The organism is Bianquea renquensis, assembly GCF_014384895.1.
Taxonomy (GTDB): domain Bacteria; phylum Bacillota; class Clostridia; order Lachnospirales; family Bianqueaceae; genus Bianquea; species Bianquea renquensis.
Genome location: NZ_JACRSQ010000015.1, coordinates 17,243 through 35,562, shown reverse-complemented (window position 1 = coordinate 35,562; position 18,320 = coordinate 17,243). Strand labels below are relative to the sequence as shown.

The following is an 18,320-nucleotide window of genomic DNA, read 5'->3' as shown; positions in this document are numbered from 1 at the left end:
GGCTACCTCCTCTTATTTTCCCAGGGCCACGGCTGGTCATCCACCCACTGCCAGGGACAGTCGCTTTTCGCTGTACCAAAATTCATAATCGGGCCATATTTCTGCGTATATACTTTTCTCAATTCGTCCATCGCCTCGACTAAAATATTATAATCTTCAAGCGCCTGCCGGCAATCTGGGTGGTTGTCAAGGTACAGATTCAAATCAACCAACAAAAAGCTGATCTGCTGAATCTGTTTCATCAAATCCTGCTCTTGATTACAGGAATTCATATTATTGCAATTGCACATCATCTAAGCCGCCTCCTATCTCGCATCATATTTTTGTCCCGGACCCCAGGGCCAATAGAGGTTGGTAAAAGAACTTCCTCTAGCAAGCGCAGTTTCCGGCGAAACTAGGCCCGTGTACGGCTGAGGCGGGATATATGCTGTAACCAGTGGCACATTTTCACACAGATTAACAGGATTGCATCCCCCATTTTCAGCTGCTGAACTGCAATCGGCTTTTTGGCAACCACAGGCCGCTTCCGGTCTTTGCACACATGATCCACAATCGACTGTCCTCGGTTCCGGGCGCTGTCCGCAGCCACAGGCTCTCGGCTCCGGGCGCTGTCCACAGCCACAGGTCCTCGGCTCCGGGCGCTGTCCACAGCCGCAGGTCCTCGGCTCCGGGCGCTGTCCACAGCCGCAGGTCCTCGGCTCCGGGCGCTGTCCACAGCCACATCCCTGCTGCTCATTGTCTGACCCATGCGTAATATCCGCCAAGACGCTCTGGGTCCGCTCCATCGCCTGTTGGATCTGCTTATGCATCTGGTCATAGGATCGATTATCAGAACACGCGGCCTGATTGCCAATAGGACGCAAATAACTTTTCCGCGCACCTGCGTACTCTCGTTTCTCCATATAGAGTCCCTCCTTAAAAGAACTGGATTGTATTCGGTACAGTATCAGGATATGTATAAAAAACAGGGGGGGTGAATGAAAACTTTCAAATACAAAAAGAGCTGCCGTATAAGACTACGACAGCGTTCAATCATCATGGGAGGCTCCTATATCCGGAAGCCAAATTGTAAAGCGTGTTCCCACGCCAGGTTCGCTTTTACAAGCGATTTCACCCTTGCACAATTCCAGAATCCGTTTGACGATGGCCAACCCCAATCCGCTTCCCTCTTTCGAATGGGAGGAATCTCCCTGATAAAATTTGTCGAAAATACGCTCCTGCACCTCCGCATCCATCCCGATGCCGTGATCTTCGATCTCCGCGACCACAATAAAATTCTTTCTGTAAAGCTGAATTTTAAGATACCCCCCTGGGTCTGAAAACTTAATCGCATTCCCGATTAAATTGATCCAAACCTGTTCCAGCATCTCCTCATTCCCAACCCATCGCACAGGTTCCAACCGCAAGTCTAGCTCCAATTCCTTTTCCGTCCACTTCTGCTCTAAAAGCAGCAAAACACGGCGAATCTGCTCATCAACAGAGAATTCCTGCTTTACCGAGACGATATCTTGATTTTCTAAGCGGGACAGTTTTAATACATTGGAGGTCAGCTTACTCAGCCGATCCGATTCGGATATGATGATATCCGTATATTCATCGAACCGTTCCGGCGGAAGCGTAGAATCTTTTAACAGATTGGCAAATCCCTGAATGGATGCTATCGGCGTTTTAAACTCATGAGAGACATTGCTCAGAAAATCCTTGCGCAAATGCTCCATATTCCGTAGCTCCCGAACCATCCGATTGAAATTTCGCGTAAGAACGCCTATTTCGTCTGCACTGTCATAGTCAACCTGAACGTCAAAGTTTCCTTTCGCCACTTCCTGGGCCGCTTTTGTAAGCCTCTTCACCGGTTTCGTAATCTGACGCACTGCAAACAGAACCAATAACCCACCGATACTTGTACAGATAATCAGCGCCACGATGACGGTATACCGAAAGATCGTGACATTTCCCAAGCGGGAGTGAAGGCGCACCTCAATATAGTAACCGTCACCCTGGATCAAAACCGCTGGAAATAGATTTCGGACCGATCCTTTGATAAACACTTTTTCTCCCTTGAGAAGAGCCTCTATCTGGCTTGTCTTCAGCCGGTAGGGGAGTTCTTTCATGTCGCGATAGACCATGATTTCATACATGGAATTCGATTGAAGCCGCGCGATCTCCTCGACGGAAAGATCCGTCTTCTGATCCAATTCCAATATCGCGCTGCTCGTCTGAATCATCTGTGGCTTCAGGCTTGTCAAAATCACGCCAAAGGCAAAGTGGATCATAATATAAAAGGAGAGCAGTGACGCAATCAGAAAAATTCCCATAAAAATCAAGACGAATTTCACGCGGATGGAATGAATAGACAGCCGCATTTTCATACATATCGCTCCGCTTTGTAGCCAAGACCGCGGACGGTTATAATTTTAAACTCCTCCAAGTCCCCCAGCTTCTCCCGTAGGCGCTTGATATGGACGTCCACAGTCCGCTCATCGGTCTTTGCATCCATCCCCCATATCTCATCCATCAGCTGTTGCCGGGTAAAAATCTTTTTAGGATAGCTCAGCAATTTATATAGTAAATAAAACTCTTTCCGCGGCAACTCCAGTGTTTCCTTCTCAGATGTGACTGTCAAAGCATCGTAGTCCAAAACAACATTTCCAATCGTAAGCTTATGCTCATTGACAATCTGGGCTCGGCGCAACAAGGCTCCAACCCGCCAGATCATTTCATTCATGTCAACTGGCTTTACCATATAATCATCCGTTCCCAGGGCAAAGGCCCGTTTCTTATCCTCCAGCCCTTCCCTCGCCGTCACAACCAAAATCGGCAGTGTAAAATTGGCTTGCCGCAGCTGCTCCGTCAGTTGAAAGCCGTCAAGAAAAGGCATCATCAGATCACATATAGCCAAGTCAATATGCGTATTCTCTAAGATGGTTAGCGCCTCTCTGCCGTCCGCCGCCAGATATACCTTATATCCTTCCTGCTCAAGATATGCTCTCATCAGAGTTCGCAAGCTGTGATCGTCCTCCGCAATTAAAATATGAAACACTCTCTTCATCTCCTATTCTTGACCTTTTTTCTCCCTGGACGGAAGCTGACCCATATATTTCTTGTATACCTTTGAGAAATACGACAGATTCCCAAAGCCGCTCTGTTCTGCACTTTCACTGACATTGTAGCCTGACGTCAGCAATTTTCTCGCATTGCTGCAGCGGAGATAATTGATATAGTCCACCGCCGTCCGCCCTGTCACCTCTTTAAACGCCCTACAAAAGTAGAATTTACTGAAACCGACTCTTTCACAAATCTCTTCGATTGCCAACGTGTCCGCAAAGTGTCCGCGAATGTAGGCGGTCGCCTCCTTAACCATCATCAGTTTTCTATAGTTTTCCGCCGATTTCGCCAGCAACTCTTCTGACACCACATAGTGGCGGTATAAATACACGAGCAACTCCCCAACCTTAACCTTGACCGCTGCCTTATAATACGGGGCTTTCCTCTCGTATTCTTTGGCTATAGAAATGAAATAGCTCCGCAGCGCCGGATCATAGATTTTGCTCTGAAGTAGCTGCTCATCAATATAAAATCCCAGCTCTTCACAGAAGCTTTTATCAGGTATCAGACAGAAATAGTGTGAAGAGGCGGTAATCGCTGTGATTTCATGGAGATTGCTAGAGTTGATAACCGCCAAGTCCCCCTCCTGCATCTCCATCTGCTCCAGATCCGATGTGACGATGGCACGTCCGTGAAAAAAATAGAGAATCTCCATGCTTTCATGCCAATGCATTACAGCCCGGTTCCCATGGAGTTGTACGGTGTCGCTGTGAAAAATAATAGGAAATTTCGGATCTTTATGGTTGTGAAACTCATATAGACTTTCCCTCACCTAAAAACCTCCTGAGCAATATCGTGTTAAAAAGAGGCAACATATTTCCTTTACTTCTTATTTCACTATTATATAATAAAATAGAATCATACGTCAAGTCACTGTTGTCCAAGCAACGGCTTGTTTAGCAAGTATGCGTCAAATGAAAGTCAAAATATAATGTAGGAGGTTATTGTATGTATTCTTTTCCGATCGGCGTCATGTTGGATTCTTTTCGCACCGATGTTCCAACAGCCTTAGGTAAGGCCGCTAAAGTAGGAGCCAGCGGAATTCAGGTCTATTCTACATACGGAGAGCTTTCACCTGAGAAATTAGTCGGCTCAAAGCGTGGCGAATTTTTGGATATGGTAAAGTCTCATGGACTCAAGATTTCAGCACTATGTGGAGATTTTGGCCATGGATTTGGCGATCCGGACAAAAACCCTGATCTCATCGAAAAATCCAAACGCGTCTTAGACCTGGCAAAGGAGTTGGAAACGGACGTGGTTACGACGCATATCGGCGTTGTGCCCACGGATTCGTGCCATCCCAGATATCAAATCATGCAGGATGCCTGTGGCAAGCTGGCAGAATATGCCGACCAGATGGATGCACATTTTGCCATAGAGACGGGCCCAGAGACTGCTGCTACCTTGAAGGGCTTCCTGGACGGTCTTCATTCCACCGGCGTCGCTGTCAATCTGGACCCAGCGAATCTGGTGATGGTTACAGGGGACGACCCTGTCGCCGCTGTCTACACCTTAAAGGACTACATTGTGCATACCCACGCAAAAGACGGACGCCGGCTTCTCGTCCGCGACCCTGAGATCATCTACGGGATCATTGAAGACGAAATTCAAGCGGGGAGAGCCTTTATCGAGCTTCCGCTGGGCGAGGGCGACGTGGACTTTCCAAATTACCTGAAGGCGTTGGACGACATTGGCTACCGCGGTTTCCTTACAATCGAGCGCGAAGTGGGAGATGATCCGGAGACGGATATCGCAAAAGCTGTAACATTCTTGCAGGATAAAATTAAAGGAGAATAATCATGGGACAAAAGCTAAAAGTTGGAATTATCGGAACCGGCAGCATTTCCGCCATGCACATTGAAGGATATCTAAAGAATCCCAACGTCGAGCTGTATGCTTTCTGTGATATCAACGAAGCGCAGTTAAAAAAAATGGCGGCTAAATACGGAATCACCCGCACCTACACAGATTGCAACGAAATGCTGAAATTAAAAGAATTGGATGCCGTCAGCGTCTGCACCTGGAATAGCGCTCACGCTCCCTGCACCATCGCTGCCCTCAACGCCGGCAAGCATGTTCTGTGCGAGAAGCCCATGGCAACCTCCGCCGCCGAAGCTCGCGAAATGTTGGAAGCTGCGAAGCGAAATCATAAACTGTTGATGATCGGATTTGTTCGCCGCTATGGCAATGACTGCCGCATTGTCAAAGATTTCATTGACAAAGATTTTATTGGCGATATCTACTATGCCAAGGCCACCTATCTTCGCCGCAACGGAAACCCCGGCGGCTGGTTCGGCGATAAATCTCGCTCCGCCGGCGGTCCGCTGATTGACCTGGGAGTTCATGTCATCGACTTGACCCGCTACCTGATGGGAAACCCCAAACCGGTCTCCATCTACGGCGTAACCTACCAGAAGCTGTTCAACCGTCCCCACATCAAAGGTGCCAAGGGCTATACCTCCATCTCATCGGGCAACCACGATATCTGCGATGTAGAGGACTTTGCCTCAGCTATGATACGCTACGACAATGGCGCGGTTCTCTCCATTGAGGCTAGTTTCTCCTTGAATATCAAAAACGACCAGGGAACCATTGAGCTGTTTGGCGACAAGGCCGGCGTCAAATTGGACCCTGAGGTGGAATTCTATACTGAGACCAACGATTATCTAACCAATATCAGCCTTGATACTTCCTCCGCGCTGAGCTTTGACGGCCTCTTCAACAATGAGATCGATCACTATGTCGATTGTATTATAAATGGCACGCCTTGCAAATCCCCGGCGGAGGACGGCGTAACCATCATGACCATACTGGACGGTGTGTATGAATCCGCCAGAACCGGCCATGAAGTTCTATTGTAGGAGGCCACAGTGATGAAAATTGCCGCAAGCAGCTATAGCTTTAGTCAGGCCTTTCGCGACGGCCGCTACAATCAGATGACCTGTATCGCGAAAGCAAAAGAAATGGGATTTGACGCAGTGGAATTTGTCGGGCTCACACCACATGACGGCTCCTCCCCTATGGAGTACGCAAAGAGCCTCCGCGAAGAATGCCAGCGGCTCTCCATGCCCATCTCAAACTACACTATCGGGGCTGATTTCTTGAATTGCGCGGATCTGGACGATGAAATTCAGCGCGTGAAAGGGGAGATCGATATGGCGGTGGCGCTGGGCGCCACCAGCGTTCGCCATGATGCCACAGTCGGGTATCCAAAGGGAGCTTACAAGAGCTTTGACTCCATCCTTCCCATTATCGCCAGCGCGTGCCGCCAGGTAACGGAGTATGCCGCCGAAAAAGGCGTAAAAACCATGGTAGAGAACCATGGAACCTTTGTACAAGACAGCGAGCGGGTTGAAAAGCTCGTCACCGCCGTCGACCATCCCAATTTTGGACTTCTGGTGGATATGGGAAACTTCCTCTGCGCTGACGAAAATCCTGCGATCTCTGTCGGCCGGGTAGCGCCCTATGCCTTCTATGCCCACGCGAAAGATTTTCATGTTAAATCTCCTATGGAGCCGAATCCTGGCGATGGATTCTTCTGTAGCCGCAATGGCACCTACTTGCGGGGCGCCATCGTCGGACATGGCAATGTTCCTGTGCGCCATTGCCTTAAAGCATTACAACAGGCTGGATATGATGGGTACGTTGCCATCGAGTTTGAAGGCATGGAAGACTGCATCAAAGGTCTCACCATCGGTCTTGCCAATCTTCGCCGGTACATCTCGGAGCTTTGATCTAGCTTCAAAAAACTAGCAGGCGGTTGCCTGCTAGTTTTTTCTTACCAGCATCATTCCTCTCCTGGGTACCGCAGACCCCACGACCGGCGAAGCGTATCCATAATCGCCGCCACCGCAATGGTAGACGAAAGGGGCCATATGGGACTTTCCATCAGTCCCTCTCGAATACACCGCGATGCGTGCTCCACCTCATATACAAATCCATTTCGATGGGGAAATGAAAATGTCTCAACCTCATCCTTTCCATTTCGATGAAGGCGCACCACCTGTGCATCCCAAAAACTCGGGATCTCCAGATATCCATCCCGGCCATAAATCTCCATCCATCCCGGCATTGACACATTGACACCGCTATTCAAGACCGCCATCTGTCCATCCTCATATGTCAGAATCATGGCCGCCTGCTCGTCAACACCGCTGTTTCCGATGTCGGCCGCCCCCAAAATCTGGATCGGATCAAACCCAAAAAAGGAGGCGGCACAGGAAATCGCATACACCCCCACATCCAGCAGACCGCCGCCGGCAAGCGCCGGATCGTATATTCTGGAATGGGGATCAAAAGACGAGCCATAGGAAAAAGCCCCCCGAATCACACGAATATCTCCCACACTCCCCGCCCCCGCCAACTCTAACGCTTTGACCGTCGCGGGCAGAAATCGAGACCACATGGCCTCCATGAGAAAAACATGGTTTTCCCCGGCCGCCTTCGCCATAGCCCTTGCACTGGCAGCGTTGATCGCCATCGGTTTTTCACATAACACAGCTTTTCCATGCCTCATCGCCATAAGCGCCGCATCTCTATGCATCATATGTAGATTGGAGACATAGACAGCGTCAATATCGTCCCGGCTCACCAGCTCCTCATAGGATCCATACCCGTGGGCAATCTGATGCTCAGCGGCAAATGCTGCCGCTTTTCTCTCATCATGGGATGCCACAGCGACTATCACATCCTCGCCAATCAAGTTCACTGCCTCCGCAAAGGTTATGGCAATTTTGCCAGGCCCCAGAATTCCCCACCGAATCCCCTTCTTCATTAGCTCGCCTCCAATTTAATTCAAATTTTAATATAATTCGAACGTTTTATTCTATCCTCTCACCCCGATACACCGTGATCACCTCACAGCCATCCACCGCTTTCTCGATCTGTTGCGCCATATCAGGAAGCCTAGACTCACTCTTTTGAATGGCCTCCAGCTTGGGCTTGGTCTCCGGATGTTTCGCCACAAAGATTGTGCAGCAATCCTCATAGGGCAAGATGGAGGTTTCATAGGTATCAATGCTGTTTGCAATTGTGACAATATCCTGCTTGTCGAAACCGATAACAGGACGAAATACAGGCATTTCGCAGACCTCATTGGTACAATATAAACTCTGGAGTGTCTGACTGGCTACTTGACCCAAGCTCTCCCCTGTAATCAAGGCCAAAGCGCCTTCTTTCCGAGCGATCTTTTCCGCAATCTGCATCATGATCCGTCGCATGATGATGGTCAATTGTTCGTGGGGGCATTTCTCATAGATGGACAGCTGAATCTCCGTAAAGGGCACGACATATACGCGCATTTTTCCAGCATATAGGCTTAATTTGCGCGCCAAGTCCACCACTTTCTCCTTTGCTCTATCTGTCGTATAGGGGTGAGCATGAAAATAGACCGCGCACAATTCCAACCCCCGCTTTGCCATCATCCACCCGGCTACTGGGCTATCGATACCGCCTGACAGCAGCAGCGCCGCCTTGCCGGCTGTCCCGGTAGGCATACCTCCCACACCGGGGATCACTTTGCTGTAGACATAGACCCGCCCCCTCAATTCCACCCAGATGACGGTTTTCGGTTTATGGACGTCAACCTGCCACGCGGGATAGGCCTCCAAAATCGTTGCCCCCAGCGCGCTGGCCAATTCCATGCTGGTCATGGGATATTGTTTATTGGCGCGTTTTACCTCCACCTTAAAGGTGGTTGCCGCGTCGCCGCCGTAGTGTTCCTGGATATATCGATTTACGTTGGCAGAGATTGCTTCGAAGGAATCCTCGGAAAATACATCGACTACACAGATTCCGACGACGCCAAACACCTTTGAAATCCGAGCGGCTGCCTCTTCTGTCCAGTCCGTCCAATCTTCCCCCGGCGCTTCGACAAATAAACGTCCCTGTTCCTTCGCAATCCAAAACTCACCCATGGGCTGTAGACATTCCTTAATGTTCAATGCCAAACGATTTTCGAACAGACGCCGGTTATTTCCCTTGATCGCGATTTCACCATATTTGATTAACAACCCTTTTTCCATGGCGCTACTCCTCCCTACCGTCTTCCCTTTGGTGTAAATCTCCGAAGCATTGGTATGATTTCAGTACATGCCTTAACAACCCGATCCATCTCGTCCAATGTAGAGTCTTTCGAAAAACTGACGCGCACTGATTCGTCAATTGCCTCAGCGCTCATCCCTAGGGCTCCTAGGGCAGGACTTTTCACGTCTGGCTTATTGGATGCACACGCAGAACCGGACGATACATAGATTCCATAGTCCTCCAGGGCGTGCAGCAGGACCTCGGAGCGGACGCCTTTAATCCGAAGATTCAGAATATGGGCAGCTCCCTCCCTTGGTTCAGGCCCATTATGCGTGATGCCATCGATGGATTTCCGAAGCTGTTCATACAGATATAGCTTGCAGCACTGCATGGACTCCTGCCGCCTCCTCCGCTCATCCCACGCTTCCTTCGCAGCTTGTCCAAATCCGGCGATCCCGGGAACATTTTCTGTTCCCGAACGAAATTGGCGCTCTTGTCCCCCGCCGCGTATGAAACTTGGAATATGGAGATCCCGGCGGATATATAATCCCCCAACCCCCTTCGGCCCATGGATCTTGTGGGCACTGGAGCTGAGCAAATCAATGTTCCATTTCCTGGGAAATATTTCCATTTTTGCAAAACTTTGGACCGCATCAACGTGAAAGAGAGTATGAGGGGCACACTCCCTTAGAATCCCTCCCATCTCCTGGACCGGCTGAATGACCCCCGTCTCATTGTTTACCTGGAGACACGTCACCAGGACGGTATCCTCGCGAAGTTTGCAGCGGAAATCTTCAAGATCCGCACGCCCCTGCTCATCCGTGCCGATATATTCGATTTCCCACCCCTGCTCTTGAAGATATTTCAAGGGCTCCGATGTGGCCGGGTGCTCCCCCCGAAGGGTCAAGATATGCTTCCCTCTTCGCTCAGAAGAAGATGCGGCTCCTAATATTGCCGTATTGCTGCATTCGGTTCCCCCCGAAGTGAAGTAAACGCTAACCGGGTCGGCTTGCAACACCTGTGCCAGTGTCTCCCGCGCCTCTTTCACATAACGCTCCGCTTCCTGTCCCTTTCTGTGGAGAGAGGAGGGATTGCCGTAGGCTGCCTCCAAAACTTCTCTCATCTTTGCGACCACACCTTTAGAGGGTTTCGTCGTCGCCCCGTTATCTAAGTATATTTCATTCAAAGCTGTCTCCATAGGTTCCTCACATTTGATCGTACTCATATAAGATCATAGCCGCCGCTGTCATAGCCGCTGTCTCAGTCCGAAGAATTCTCGGGCCAAGCCCGACAGTCTGCGCTCCGGCCTTCGTCAGCGCCTCCACTTCTTCCAAATCCCATCCGCCTTCCGGACCGATCAAGACTGCAATGGATCTTGGCTTTGCTGTCTGACTGCGCAATATCGGTTTTAAGGCCTTTCCCTTTTCCTCCTCATAAAATAAAAGAGCCAGATCAAATTCTTTCAGGCAGGGCAGACAGGAAGAGAGCTGAGGATGGAAGGCGACGGTGGGGATGCTCCCCCTCTCACATTGCTTCGCAGCAGTCGTACAAATTTTATTCCACCGCTCAAGCTTGCCAGATACCTTTTTCTCCTCCAGTTTCACTACGCTGCGCTTCGTCTGAACAAAATGAACACTTGCGATCCCCAGCTCCGCTGCTTTTTGAAGAATCCAATCCGTTTTCTCCCCTTTTGGGAGTCCTTGAAAAACAGTAATCCTCGTGTACGGCTCTGTCTCGGACGGATGGGATGATACGATCCGGCAGAGAATCGCCTCCTGCGACAGCGACTGGATTTCACATTCATAGTCCGTTCCCATCCCGTCGCAGGCTATAATCATGTCCCCCGGCCGCTGACGCAAAACATGGAGGATATGATGGGCATCCTCTCCAATGCGGAGAGACTCGCCATGGATATCCTCCTTGCTGACAAAAAACTTGGGCACGCCAATCCCTCCCTCATGATTTTCTGGATACGATTGCAACCCAGCTGCCTAACTCGACAACTTTCAAAACTGTATATCCCGCCGCTGCTAGGGATTTCTCCACATCGTCTCTGCGCTCGCGGATGATCCCCGAAGAGAGGAATAGCCCGTCCTCTTTGAGAAACCCCCGCGCGGAAGGAGCCAAATGGATGATGACATCGGCAATGATATTGGCTACGATGCAATCTGCCTGGATTCCTGCTAATTCCTGAATATCCAGCAGATCTCCCTTATAAATCTCCACGTTTCCTGCAACTTGATTTTTTTCTACATTATCTTTGGCCACCAAAACAGCATTGGGGTCTAAGTCTGTGCAGATCACCTTTGAAGCGCCTAGCTTTGCCGCTGTAATCCCAAGAATTCCGCTTCCGCATCCGACATCCAGAACCGTCTCCCCGCCCTTTATCTCTTCCTCCAGCAGAGCTGCGCACATTGATGTAGTTTCGTGCGTTCCAGTGCCAAAGGCCATTCCCGGATCCATGGTGATGCGGATATCGCCAGGCTCATCCACCGCCTCCTCCCAGGATGGCACCACAAAAATATGCTCTCCTATATGAAACGGCTTATAGTACTGCTTCCATGCATTGGCCCATTCATCCTCCGCCATGGTCGCAGTCTCGATTCTCCCCTCGCCAATGGGAAGAAACTGGGCAATCCCCATCACCTTATCCTGCAGCGTAAGCTGAAAATTTTCCAACAACGTCTGATTGGGCAGTTCCTCCTCCGAAATGTAGCATCGGACTAGGGCCACGTCCTGTTTCATGCCAGCCAACAAGTCCTCATCGATATAATCCCACGCCAGCGGATCCTTGTCCTGCCAAAGGATATCCTTCGGATCCACAATTTCAACACCCTTGGCCCCCATCTCTTCCATAGCATAGCTGATGGCCTCAACCGCCTCGGTTACTGTATGGACCGTAATCTGATACCAGTTCATAGGAACCTCCATTCCGCAATTATTCAAATGCGTCTTTCATCTTTTGAAAAAATGACTTTTTCTGACCATGGACGTCATCCTCCCCCATGGCGGAGGCGAACTGGCGCAGAAGCTCTTTCTGCTTATCATTTAGCTTCTTGGGAACCTCCACGTTGACCGTCACGTATTGATCCCCTCGTTGATTGGAATTGCGCAGATAGGGAATTCCCTTGCCGCGAAGCCGGAACCTAGTCCCCGTCTGCGTCCCTTCTTCAATGGTATATTGAGCTTTTCCATCGATGGTGGGGATCTCCAGCTCATCTCCCAACGCCGCCTGTGCAAAGCTGATGGGAACGGAACAGTACACATCATAGCCCTGCCTTGAAAAGAAAGGATGGGGCCGAATCGTGACGGTAATGAATAGATCGCCGTTCGGACCTCCCTGTGCACCGGGCTCGCCTTTGCCACTCATGCGAATGCTCTGCCCCGTATCAATCCCCGCCGGTATATTCACCTCAAAGGTCTTTTTCACTTTTATTCGACCGCCGCCGTTGCAGCGAGTACATTTCTCTTTTATGATTTTCCCTGTTCCTCCACAGGTGGAACAAGTCCGAACGCTCGTCATCGCGCCAAACATCGTCTGTTGTTGGACGCGCATCTGACCAGACCCATGGCAATTCGGGCAAGTTTCCGGCTTCGTTCCCGCTTTTGCCCCTGTTCCATTACATTGATCACAGTTGTCGAATACCCACAACTCCACATTCTTTTTGCAGCCAAAGGCCGCTTCCGTAAAGGTAATGTCCAGACTCGACTGGACATCCTGACCTCTTGTAGGTCCATTCTTGGTTCTTCTTCCGCTGCCACCGCCGAAAAGGTCGCCAAAGATATCTCCAAAAATATCCCCCATATCGCCAAAGCCACCAAAACCGCCGAAGCCGCCGTCTCCTCCGCCGGCGCCCTCAAAGGCGCTGTGACCAAATTGGTCATATTTGGCTCGCTTTTCTTCATCGCTGAGCACTGCATAGGCCTCCGACGCCTCTTTAAACTTGGCCTCCGCCTCTTTGTCTCCCGGATTCACATCGGGATGATATTTTTTTGCTAACCGGCGGTAAGCCCGTTTAATATCCTGATCTGTGGCGTTGCGTTCAACACCCAGCACCTCATAATAATCTCGTTTCTCAGCCAAACCCGTTCACCTGCCATCTCAATTCCTAATTTTACCCCTCTTGGATTCATCCGATCTGAATACCTCGAAAAGCCAAAGACCTCTGATCTTTGGCTTTTCGATTCACAGTGCGGACCGTTACACTTCTTTGAAATCAGCATCGACTACATCGTCGTCGGGCCCCTGGCCGCCACCCTGTGCCCCACCATTAAAATCCTGAGGCCCCTGCGGTCCACCCTGCTGCTGATACAATTTCGTCGCCATCTCGTTGAGCGCTGTCGTGAGGCTCTCCGTTGCAGCTTTCAACTCCGCTGCCTGCGCCTCTGTTGCCGGCTGATCCTTCGTCTGATCGAGTATGCTCTTGACATGGGCCAGTTCGCTCTCGATTTTGCTCTTATCGCCTGCGTCCATCTTGTCGCCCATCTCTTCTAAGGTTTTCTCCGTCTGGAACACCATAGAATCCGCTTGGTTTCGAACCTCGATGGTTTCCTTCCTCTTCCGGTCCTCTTCCGCAAACTGTTCCGCTTCCTTAACAGCCTTCTCTACCTCTGCGTCAGACAAATTCGTTGACGCTGTGATGGTGATCTTCTGCTCTTTTCCGCTGCCTAGATCCTTCGCCACTACATTGACGATACCATTTGCATCAATGTCGAAGGTGACTTCAATCTGTGGCACTCCACGGGGAGCTGCCGGAATTCCATCCAGACGGAACCGTCCAAGCGTCTTATTGTCCTTAGCCAAAGGCCGCTCTCCCTGGACAACATGGATATCAACCGCCGTCTGATTGTTCTCCGCCGTAGAGAAAATCTGGCTCTTTTTCGCCGGAATTGTGGTATTTCTCTCGATCAAGGGGGTCGCGACTCCACCCATGGTCTCAATGCCAAGGGTCAAAGGTGTTACATCCAGCAGCAGGATATCACCAGCTCCCGCTTCACCCGCTAATTTGCCGCCCTGGATCGCTGCTCCGATGGCAACGCATTCATCCGGATTTAGAGTTTTGGAGGGATCTTTGCCAGTAATTTTCTTGACCGCTTCCTGAACCGCCGGAATACGGGTCGAACCTCCTACCAGCAGAACCTTGTGCAGGTCGGAAGCCTGCAAACCAGCATCGCTCAATGCGTTTCGAACAGGTCCCATGGTGCGCTCAACCAAGTCGGCTGTCAAGCGATCAAAATCTGCCCTGGACAAGGTGATGTCCATATGCTTAGGACCTTCCTGGGTGGCTGTGATGAAGGGCAAATTGATATTGGCCGTCGCCATGGAGGATAACTCCTTCTTAGCTTTCTCAGCCGCCTCCTTCAACCTCTGCATCGCCATCTTGTCCGCGCTCAGATCCACGCCTTCTTTTTTCTTAAATTCTGCGACCAGATGATCTATAATTCTCTGGTCAAAATCGTCACCGCCCAGATGGTTGTCTCCGCTTGTGGCAAGAACTTCGATGACACCGTCCCCGATCTCGATCAGCGATACATCAAACGTACCGCCGCCCAAGTCGTAAACCATAATCGTCTGTTCTTTCTCATTGTCAAGCCCGTAGGCAAGCGCGGCAGCCGTGGGCTCATTGATGATTCGCTTTACATCAAGACCCGCGATCTTACCAGCGTCCTTTGTCGCCTGTCTCTGCGCGTCAGAAAAATATGCGGGAACCGTGATAACCGCCTCGGTAACCTTCTCCCCGAGATAGCTTTCCGCATCCGCCTTCATCTTTTGCAGAATCATGGCGGAAATCTCCTGGGGGCTGTACCCCTTTCCATCAATATTCACACGGTAGTCGCTGCCCATCTGTCTCTTGATGGAGATAATCGTGTGATCGGGGTTTGTGATCGCCTGTCTCTTAGCGGTCTCTCCCACAAGGCGCTCCCCGTTTTTTGTGAACGCGACCACGGACGGCGTCGTTCTCGCTCCCTCTGGATTTGTAATAACAACCGGCTTACCGCCTTCCATAACGGCAACACATGAATTTGTTGTACCTAAGTCGATACCAATAATTTTTCCCATAATAATTCCTCCTATTTCTTTTCAATCGTTTTCTTTTTTGATCCTGTCCATATTAGCTCTTTGCCATTCCTAATTCCACTGAATTGCATTAATTTGCCACTTTCACCATGCTACAGCGAATGACAGTGTCTTTATATTTGTAGCCCTTCTGGAAGACTTCGACGACTTCATTTTCGCCGACGTTCTCGTCCTCCACATGGGTAACCGCGTTATGATAGTTGGGGTCGAAGGGCTTTCCGCACGCTTCGATCTCCTGCAAACCCAGAGATTCCAGCGCCCCCAGCAGTTGCTTGTAGATCATCTCCACGCCCTTTGCGAAAGAGTCGTCCTTCTTATCGTTTCCTGCTAGCGCTCGCTCAAAATTATCGATAACCGGAAGTATTTGCTCCAATACATCCTTTGCGCCTCGGTCAAAGATCTGCTCTTTCTCCTTCTGCGTCCGCTTGCGAAAATTATCGAATTCTGCCATCGTTCTGCGCAGGCGGTCCAGATATTCTTCTGATTTCGCCGTGGATTCCTCTAATTTCTTCTGCAGTTCTTCCACATCCTCCAGGATGGCTTTCTCCTCCGCCTCAGCATCGGAAGAAACCGAAGTCTCCGGCTCGACCGACGCCGGCTCCTTTGCCTCCTGCGGCTCATTTTCCTTCTGTTCCTTGACCTCGTCATTGGTTTTGTCTTTGTCTTTCAACGTACAGACCACCTTTCCTTATTCATCCACCTTGCTCAAGCTATGTGCTGGGCTCACCCGGCGGATTCTCTACGATTCTGGATTTTGGCTTCGCCTCAGCATCTGTCTTCTTATCATCAGGAAACAATTGCTGGAAATCTTTGATAAGGCAGCCAAGGGTCGATACAACCTGATCATAATCCATTCTCATGGGACCGACCACGCTGATGGACCCAATATTGCGGTTACCATAATGGTAAATCGCTGTTATAATACTGCAGTCCTGCAGCTCTTCCATGGTATTTTCCGTGCCGATGGTGATACTCATGGGGGATTTCCCGGAAAGACTGCTGTGAACCATGGACAACATCTGTTCTTTCTCTTCAAATACTTCCATCAGCGCTCTTGCCCTCGTGATATCTGCAAATTCAGGGAAATTCAGAATATTCGTGGCGCCTGATGTAAAGACATCCACATCATCCGCAAATTGTAGCGTCTCGTTAATCGCGTCCAGCAAACCATCCATCATGGTCTGGTCTACCTTCATCTCCTTTTTGATCTTCTGGATCAAGGGGAGATTAATCTCTTCCACTGTCAGCCCGCTCAGGTTTGTGTTCAGTACCTCCGATAGGCGGTACAGATCCTCCTGACTAAAGGGCTGCTCAATCTGCAATACATTGTTGCGGACCACATTGCCATCGGTAATAATGACCAATATCACCGAATTATTGTCCAGCGCAATGAGCTGCAAATGCTTCAGTCGAGTCTTTTTAAACTGCGGCATAGTTACAATCGCGGTATAGCGAGTCAGATCGGCCAACAGATCGCCCATTTCCTTCAAAAGGGAATCCAACTGGTTGCGCTTTTCGCGCAAAATCCGTTTCAGGATTTCCATCTGTTCGCTGCTGATGCTTTTCGTCCTCATCAGATGATCCACATACAGCCTGTATCCCTTGGAGGAAGGAATCCGGCCTGCCGACGTGTGGGGCTGCATGATAAACCCCAATTCCTCCAGATCCGACATCTCATTCCGAATGGTCGCCGAACTGATCCCCAGGGGAAACCGCCGGGAAATCGTCCGCGATCCAACCGGTTCTGCTGTTTCAAGATAATTCATGATAATGGCCTGTAATATTTGAATCTTGCGGCTATTAAGCTCCATCTCATCACCTGCCATTTGTTATTAGCACTCGATGCCTTAGAGTGCTAACATCTGTACATAACATATCACTTGCCGGTGCATTTGTCAAGTATTTTTGAAAATTTTTTTATGAAGGAATTATGAACACCTACTCAGTCTCCGGATCCAATAGAAACTCAACAAAGACCTGATTGGCAAAATCTCGCCCCAATTCCGTCAGGCAGATCCTGCCTTCTTTAAATTGAAGGAACCCTTTCCTCTGCAGCGCGGCGAGAGCTTCTCCGTAGACACTCTCCACGCCGGCTCCAAACCTAGCCCGAAAGGAATCCGCCTCCACCCCGTCTGTTCTACGCAATCCCAAAAACATATATTCCTCCATCTCTCTGGCCTGCGTGACCACCGTGCAATTTTCCTGAATGGATCTGGGATACTGGCTGTTCTTTAAATAGTTCTGCATATCATTCGTATTTTGAAATCGCGTTCCCTCCAGATATGAGGAGGCTCCCAGCCCGAGCCCCAAATAAGAAGTGAGATCCCAATAGCAGAGATTGTGGAGACACGCATAGCCCGGTTTGGCAAAGTTGGAGATCTCGTACTGCCTGTATCCCGCAGCTGCTAGCTGCCTGACAGCGGTGTGATACATTCGCCGCTCCTCCTCGTCAGACGGCAATGATAGCTTTCCCGCTGCCTCCTCCCGATAGAAAGGCGTGCCCTCCTCAAGAATCAGGCTGTAGCAGGAAATATGCTCCACACCCATAGCCAAGATCTTCGCCAGGGTATCTGTCCAATCCTCCAGACTCTGGCCGGGAAGCCCCATCATAAGGTCGGCGGAGATGGAGCGGAAGCCCGCGCACCGCAATTCCTGGATCCCCTCCAGTGTCTCCTCCCAGGTATGAACTCTTCCCAAACGCTTCAATAGAATATTCTGCGCCGCCTGCACGCCAACGCTCACCCTCGTGACTCCCGCCTGCTTCCAACACCTTATCTTTTCTTGCGTGATGGTTCCAGGGTTTGCTTCAAGGGTCACTTCGTTTGTCATAGGCTTCTGGCCAAATGCATTCCACACGGAGGAGAGAAGCTCGCCTACTTGTCCGCCCTCCAATATGGAGGGAGTGCCTCCGCCAATAAAAACAGAATATAGGCGGTAGCCTCCTTTTTCTCGGAACCAGCGACCCCTCGCTTCAATCTCCCGCTTCAGCGCCTCCACGTAGTCGCGCTTAATCGAAGCATCCGCGGAAAAAGATAAGAAATCACAGTACCTGCACTTGCGCAAACAGAACGGAACATGCAGGTAAAGCGCCAAATTCTTCATTCCAAACTCC

The 18,320-nt window shown here is 50.2% G+C and carries 18 protein-coding genes; 3 read left to right on the top strand and 15 right to left on the bottom strand.

Annotated elements, in window-relative coordinates; all coding sequences use genetic code 11:
* Positions 1-2: 2 nt before the first annotated feature.
* From H8730_RS10665 to H8730_RS10645, 5 genes are all read right to left on the bottom strand, one after another.
* Positions 3-293, bottom strand: a complete 291-nt coding sequence (locus H8730_RS10665; protein ID WP_249289819.1) for a spore coat protein CotJB — start codon at positions 291-293, stop codon at positions 3-5.
* Positions 294-305: 12 nt separating this feature from the next.
* Entirely contained in the window at positions 306-902 is a 597-nt protein-coding gene (locus H8730_RS10660) for a spore coat associated protein CotJA (RefSeq protein WP_249289818.1), read from the bottom strand.
* 126 nt (positions 903-1,028) lie between these two features.
* Positions 1,029-2,369 (bottom strand): sensor histidine kinase, encoded by a 1,341-nt coding sequence (locus H8730_RS10655; protein ID WP_177719763.1) that lies wholly within the window; start codon positions 2,367-2,369, stop codon positions 1,029-1,031.
* Positions 2,366-3,040, bottom strand: coding sequence for a response regulator (locus H8730_RS10650; protein ID WP_177719764.1), 675 nt, complete (start codon positions 3,038-3,040; stop codon positions 2,366-2,368). Before H8730_RS10650 ends, H8730_RS10655 begins: the two co-directional genes overlap by 4 nt.
* 12 nt (positions 3,041-3,052) lie before the next feature.
* Positions 3,053-3,877 (bottom strand): helix-turn-helix domain-containing protein, encoded by an 825-nt coding sequence (locus H8730_RS10645; protein WP_177719765.1) that lies wholly within the window; start codon positions 3,875-3,877, stop codon positions 3,053-3,055.
* 176 nt (positions 3,878-4,053) lie between these two features.
* Here H8730_RS10645 and H8730_RS10640 point away from each other — a divergent pair, with 176 nt between their 5' ends.
* Genes H8730_RS10640 through H8730_RS10630 form a run of 3 tightly spaced genes read left to right on the top strand, consistent with a single transcriptional unit; the run spans position 4,054 to position 6,839 of the window.
* On the top strand, positions 4,054-4,902 hold the full coding sequence (locus H8730_RS10640; RefSeq protein ID WP_177719766.1) for a sugar phosphate isomerase/epimerase family protein: 849 nt from the start codon (positions 4,054-4,056) through the stop codon (positions 4,900-4,902).
* Between the two features lie 2 nt (positions 4,903-4,904).
* The gene (locus H8730_RS10635; RefSeq protein WP_177719767.1) at positions 4,905-5,966 is read left to right on the top strand and encodes a Gfo/Idh/MocA family protein; all 1,062 of its coding nucleotides are present in this window, start codon (positions 4,905-4,907) and stop codon (positions 5,964-5,966) included.
* Positions 5,967-5,978: 12 nt separating this feature from the next.
* Positions 5,979-6,839, top strand: a complete 861-nt coding sequence (locus H8730_RS10630) for a sugar phosphate isomerase/epimerase family protein (protein ID WP_177719768.1) — start codon at positions 5,979-5,981, stop codon at positions 6,837-6,839.
* A gap of 53 nt (positions 6,840-6,892) precedes the next feature.
* Here H8730_RS10630 and H8730_RS10625 read toward each other — a convergent pair whose 3' ends face one another.
* From H8730_RS10625 to hemW, 10 genes are all read right to left on the bottom strand, one after another.
* Complete coding sequence (locus tag H8730_RS10625; protein ID WP_177720389.1) at positions 6,893-7,879, bottom strand: Gfo/Idh/MocA family protein; 987 nt, start codon at positions 7,877-7,879, stop codon at positions 6,893-6,895.
* Positions 7,880-7,925: 46 nt separating this feature from the next.
* Positions 7,926-9,128 (bottom strand): tRNA uracil 4-sulfurtransferase ThiI, encoded by a 1,203-nt coding sequence (gene thiI, locus H8730_RS10620; RefSeq protein WP_177720391.1) that lies wholly within the window; start codon positions 9,126-9,128, stop codon positions 7,926-7,928.
* 14 nt (positions 9,129-9,142) lie between these two features.
* A complete protein-coding gene (locus tag H8730_RS10615) occupies positions 9,143-10,354 on the bottom strand; it encodes a cysteine desulfurase family protein (protein ID WP_177720393.1) in 1,212 nt (403 codons plus the stop codon).
* Positions 10,335-11,072, bottom strand: coding sequence for a 16S rRNA (uracil(1498)-N(3))-methyltransferase (locus H8730_RS10610; protein WP_177720395.1), 738 nt, complete (start codon positions 11,070-11,072; stop codon positions 10,335-10,337). The genes H8730_RS10615 and H8730_RS10610 overlap by 20 nt, the downstream gene beginning before the upstream one ends.
* A 13-nt stretch (positions 11,073-11,085) precedes the next feature.
* The gene (gene prmA, locus H8730_RS10605) at positions 11,086-12,048 is read right to left on the bottom strand and encodes a 50S ribosomal protein L11 methyltransferase (RefSeq protein ID WP_177720397.1); all 963 of its coding nucleotides are present in this window, start codon (positions 12,046-12,048) and stop codon (positions 11,086-11,088) included.
* 19 nt (positions 12,049-12,067) lie between these two features.
* A complete protein-coding gene (dnaJ, locus tag H8730_RS10600) occupies positions 12,068-13,213 on the bottom strand; it encodes a molecular chaperone DnaJ (protein WP_177720399.1) in 1,146 nt (381 codons plus the stop codon).
* A gap of 117 nt (positions 13,214-13,330) precedes the next feature.
* Positions 13,331-15,190 carry a molecular chaperone DnaK gene (gene dnaK / locus H8730_RS10595; protein WP_177720401.1) on the bottom strand — a complete coding sequence of 620 codons (1,860 nt, stop codon included), beginning with the start codon at positions 15,188-15,190 and terminating at the stop codon, positions 13,331-13,333.
* Positions 15,191-15,278: 88 nt separating this feature from the next.
* A complete protein-coding gene (gene grpE / locus H8730_RS10590) occupies positions 15,279-15,878 on the bottom strand; it encodes a nucleotide exchange factor GrpE (RefSeq protein ID WP_177720404.1) in 600 nt (199 codons plus the stop codon).
* Positions 15,879-15,918: 40 nt separating this feature from the next.
* On the bottom strand, positions 15,919-17,019 hold the full coding sequence (hrcA, locus tag H8730_RS10585) for a heat-inducible transcriptional repressor HrcA (protein WP_177720406.1): 1,101 nt from the start codon (positions 17,017-17,019) through the stop codon (positions 15,919-15,921).
* 127 nt (positions 17,020-17,146) lie between these two features.
* Positions 17,147-18,310: a radical SAM family heme chaperone HemW gene (hemW, locus tag H8730_RS10580; RefSeq protein WP_249289817.1), complete on the bottom strand. Its 1,164-nt coding sequence runs from the start codon at positions 18,308-18,310 to the stop codon at positions 17,147-17,149.
* Between the last annotated feature and the right edge of the window lie 10 nt (positions 18,311-18,320).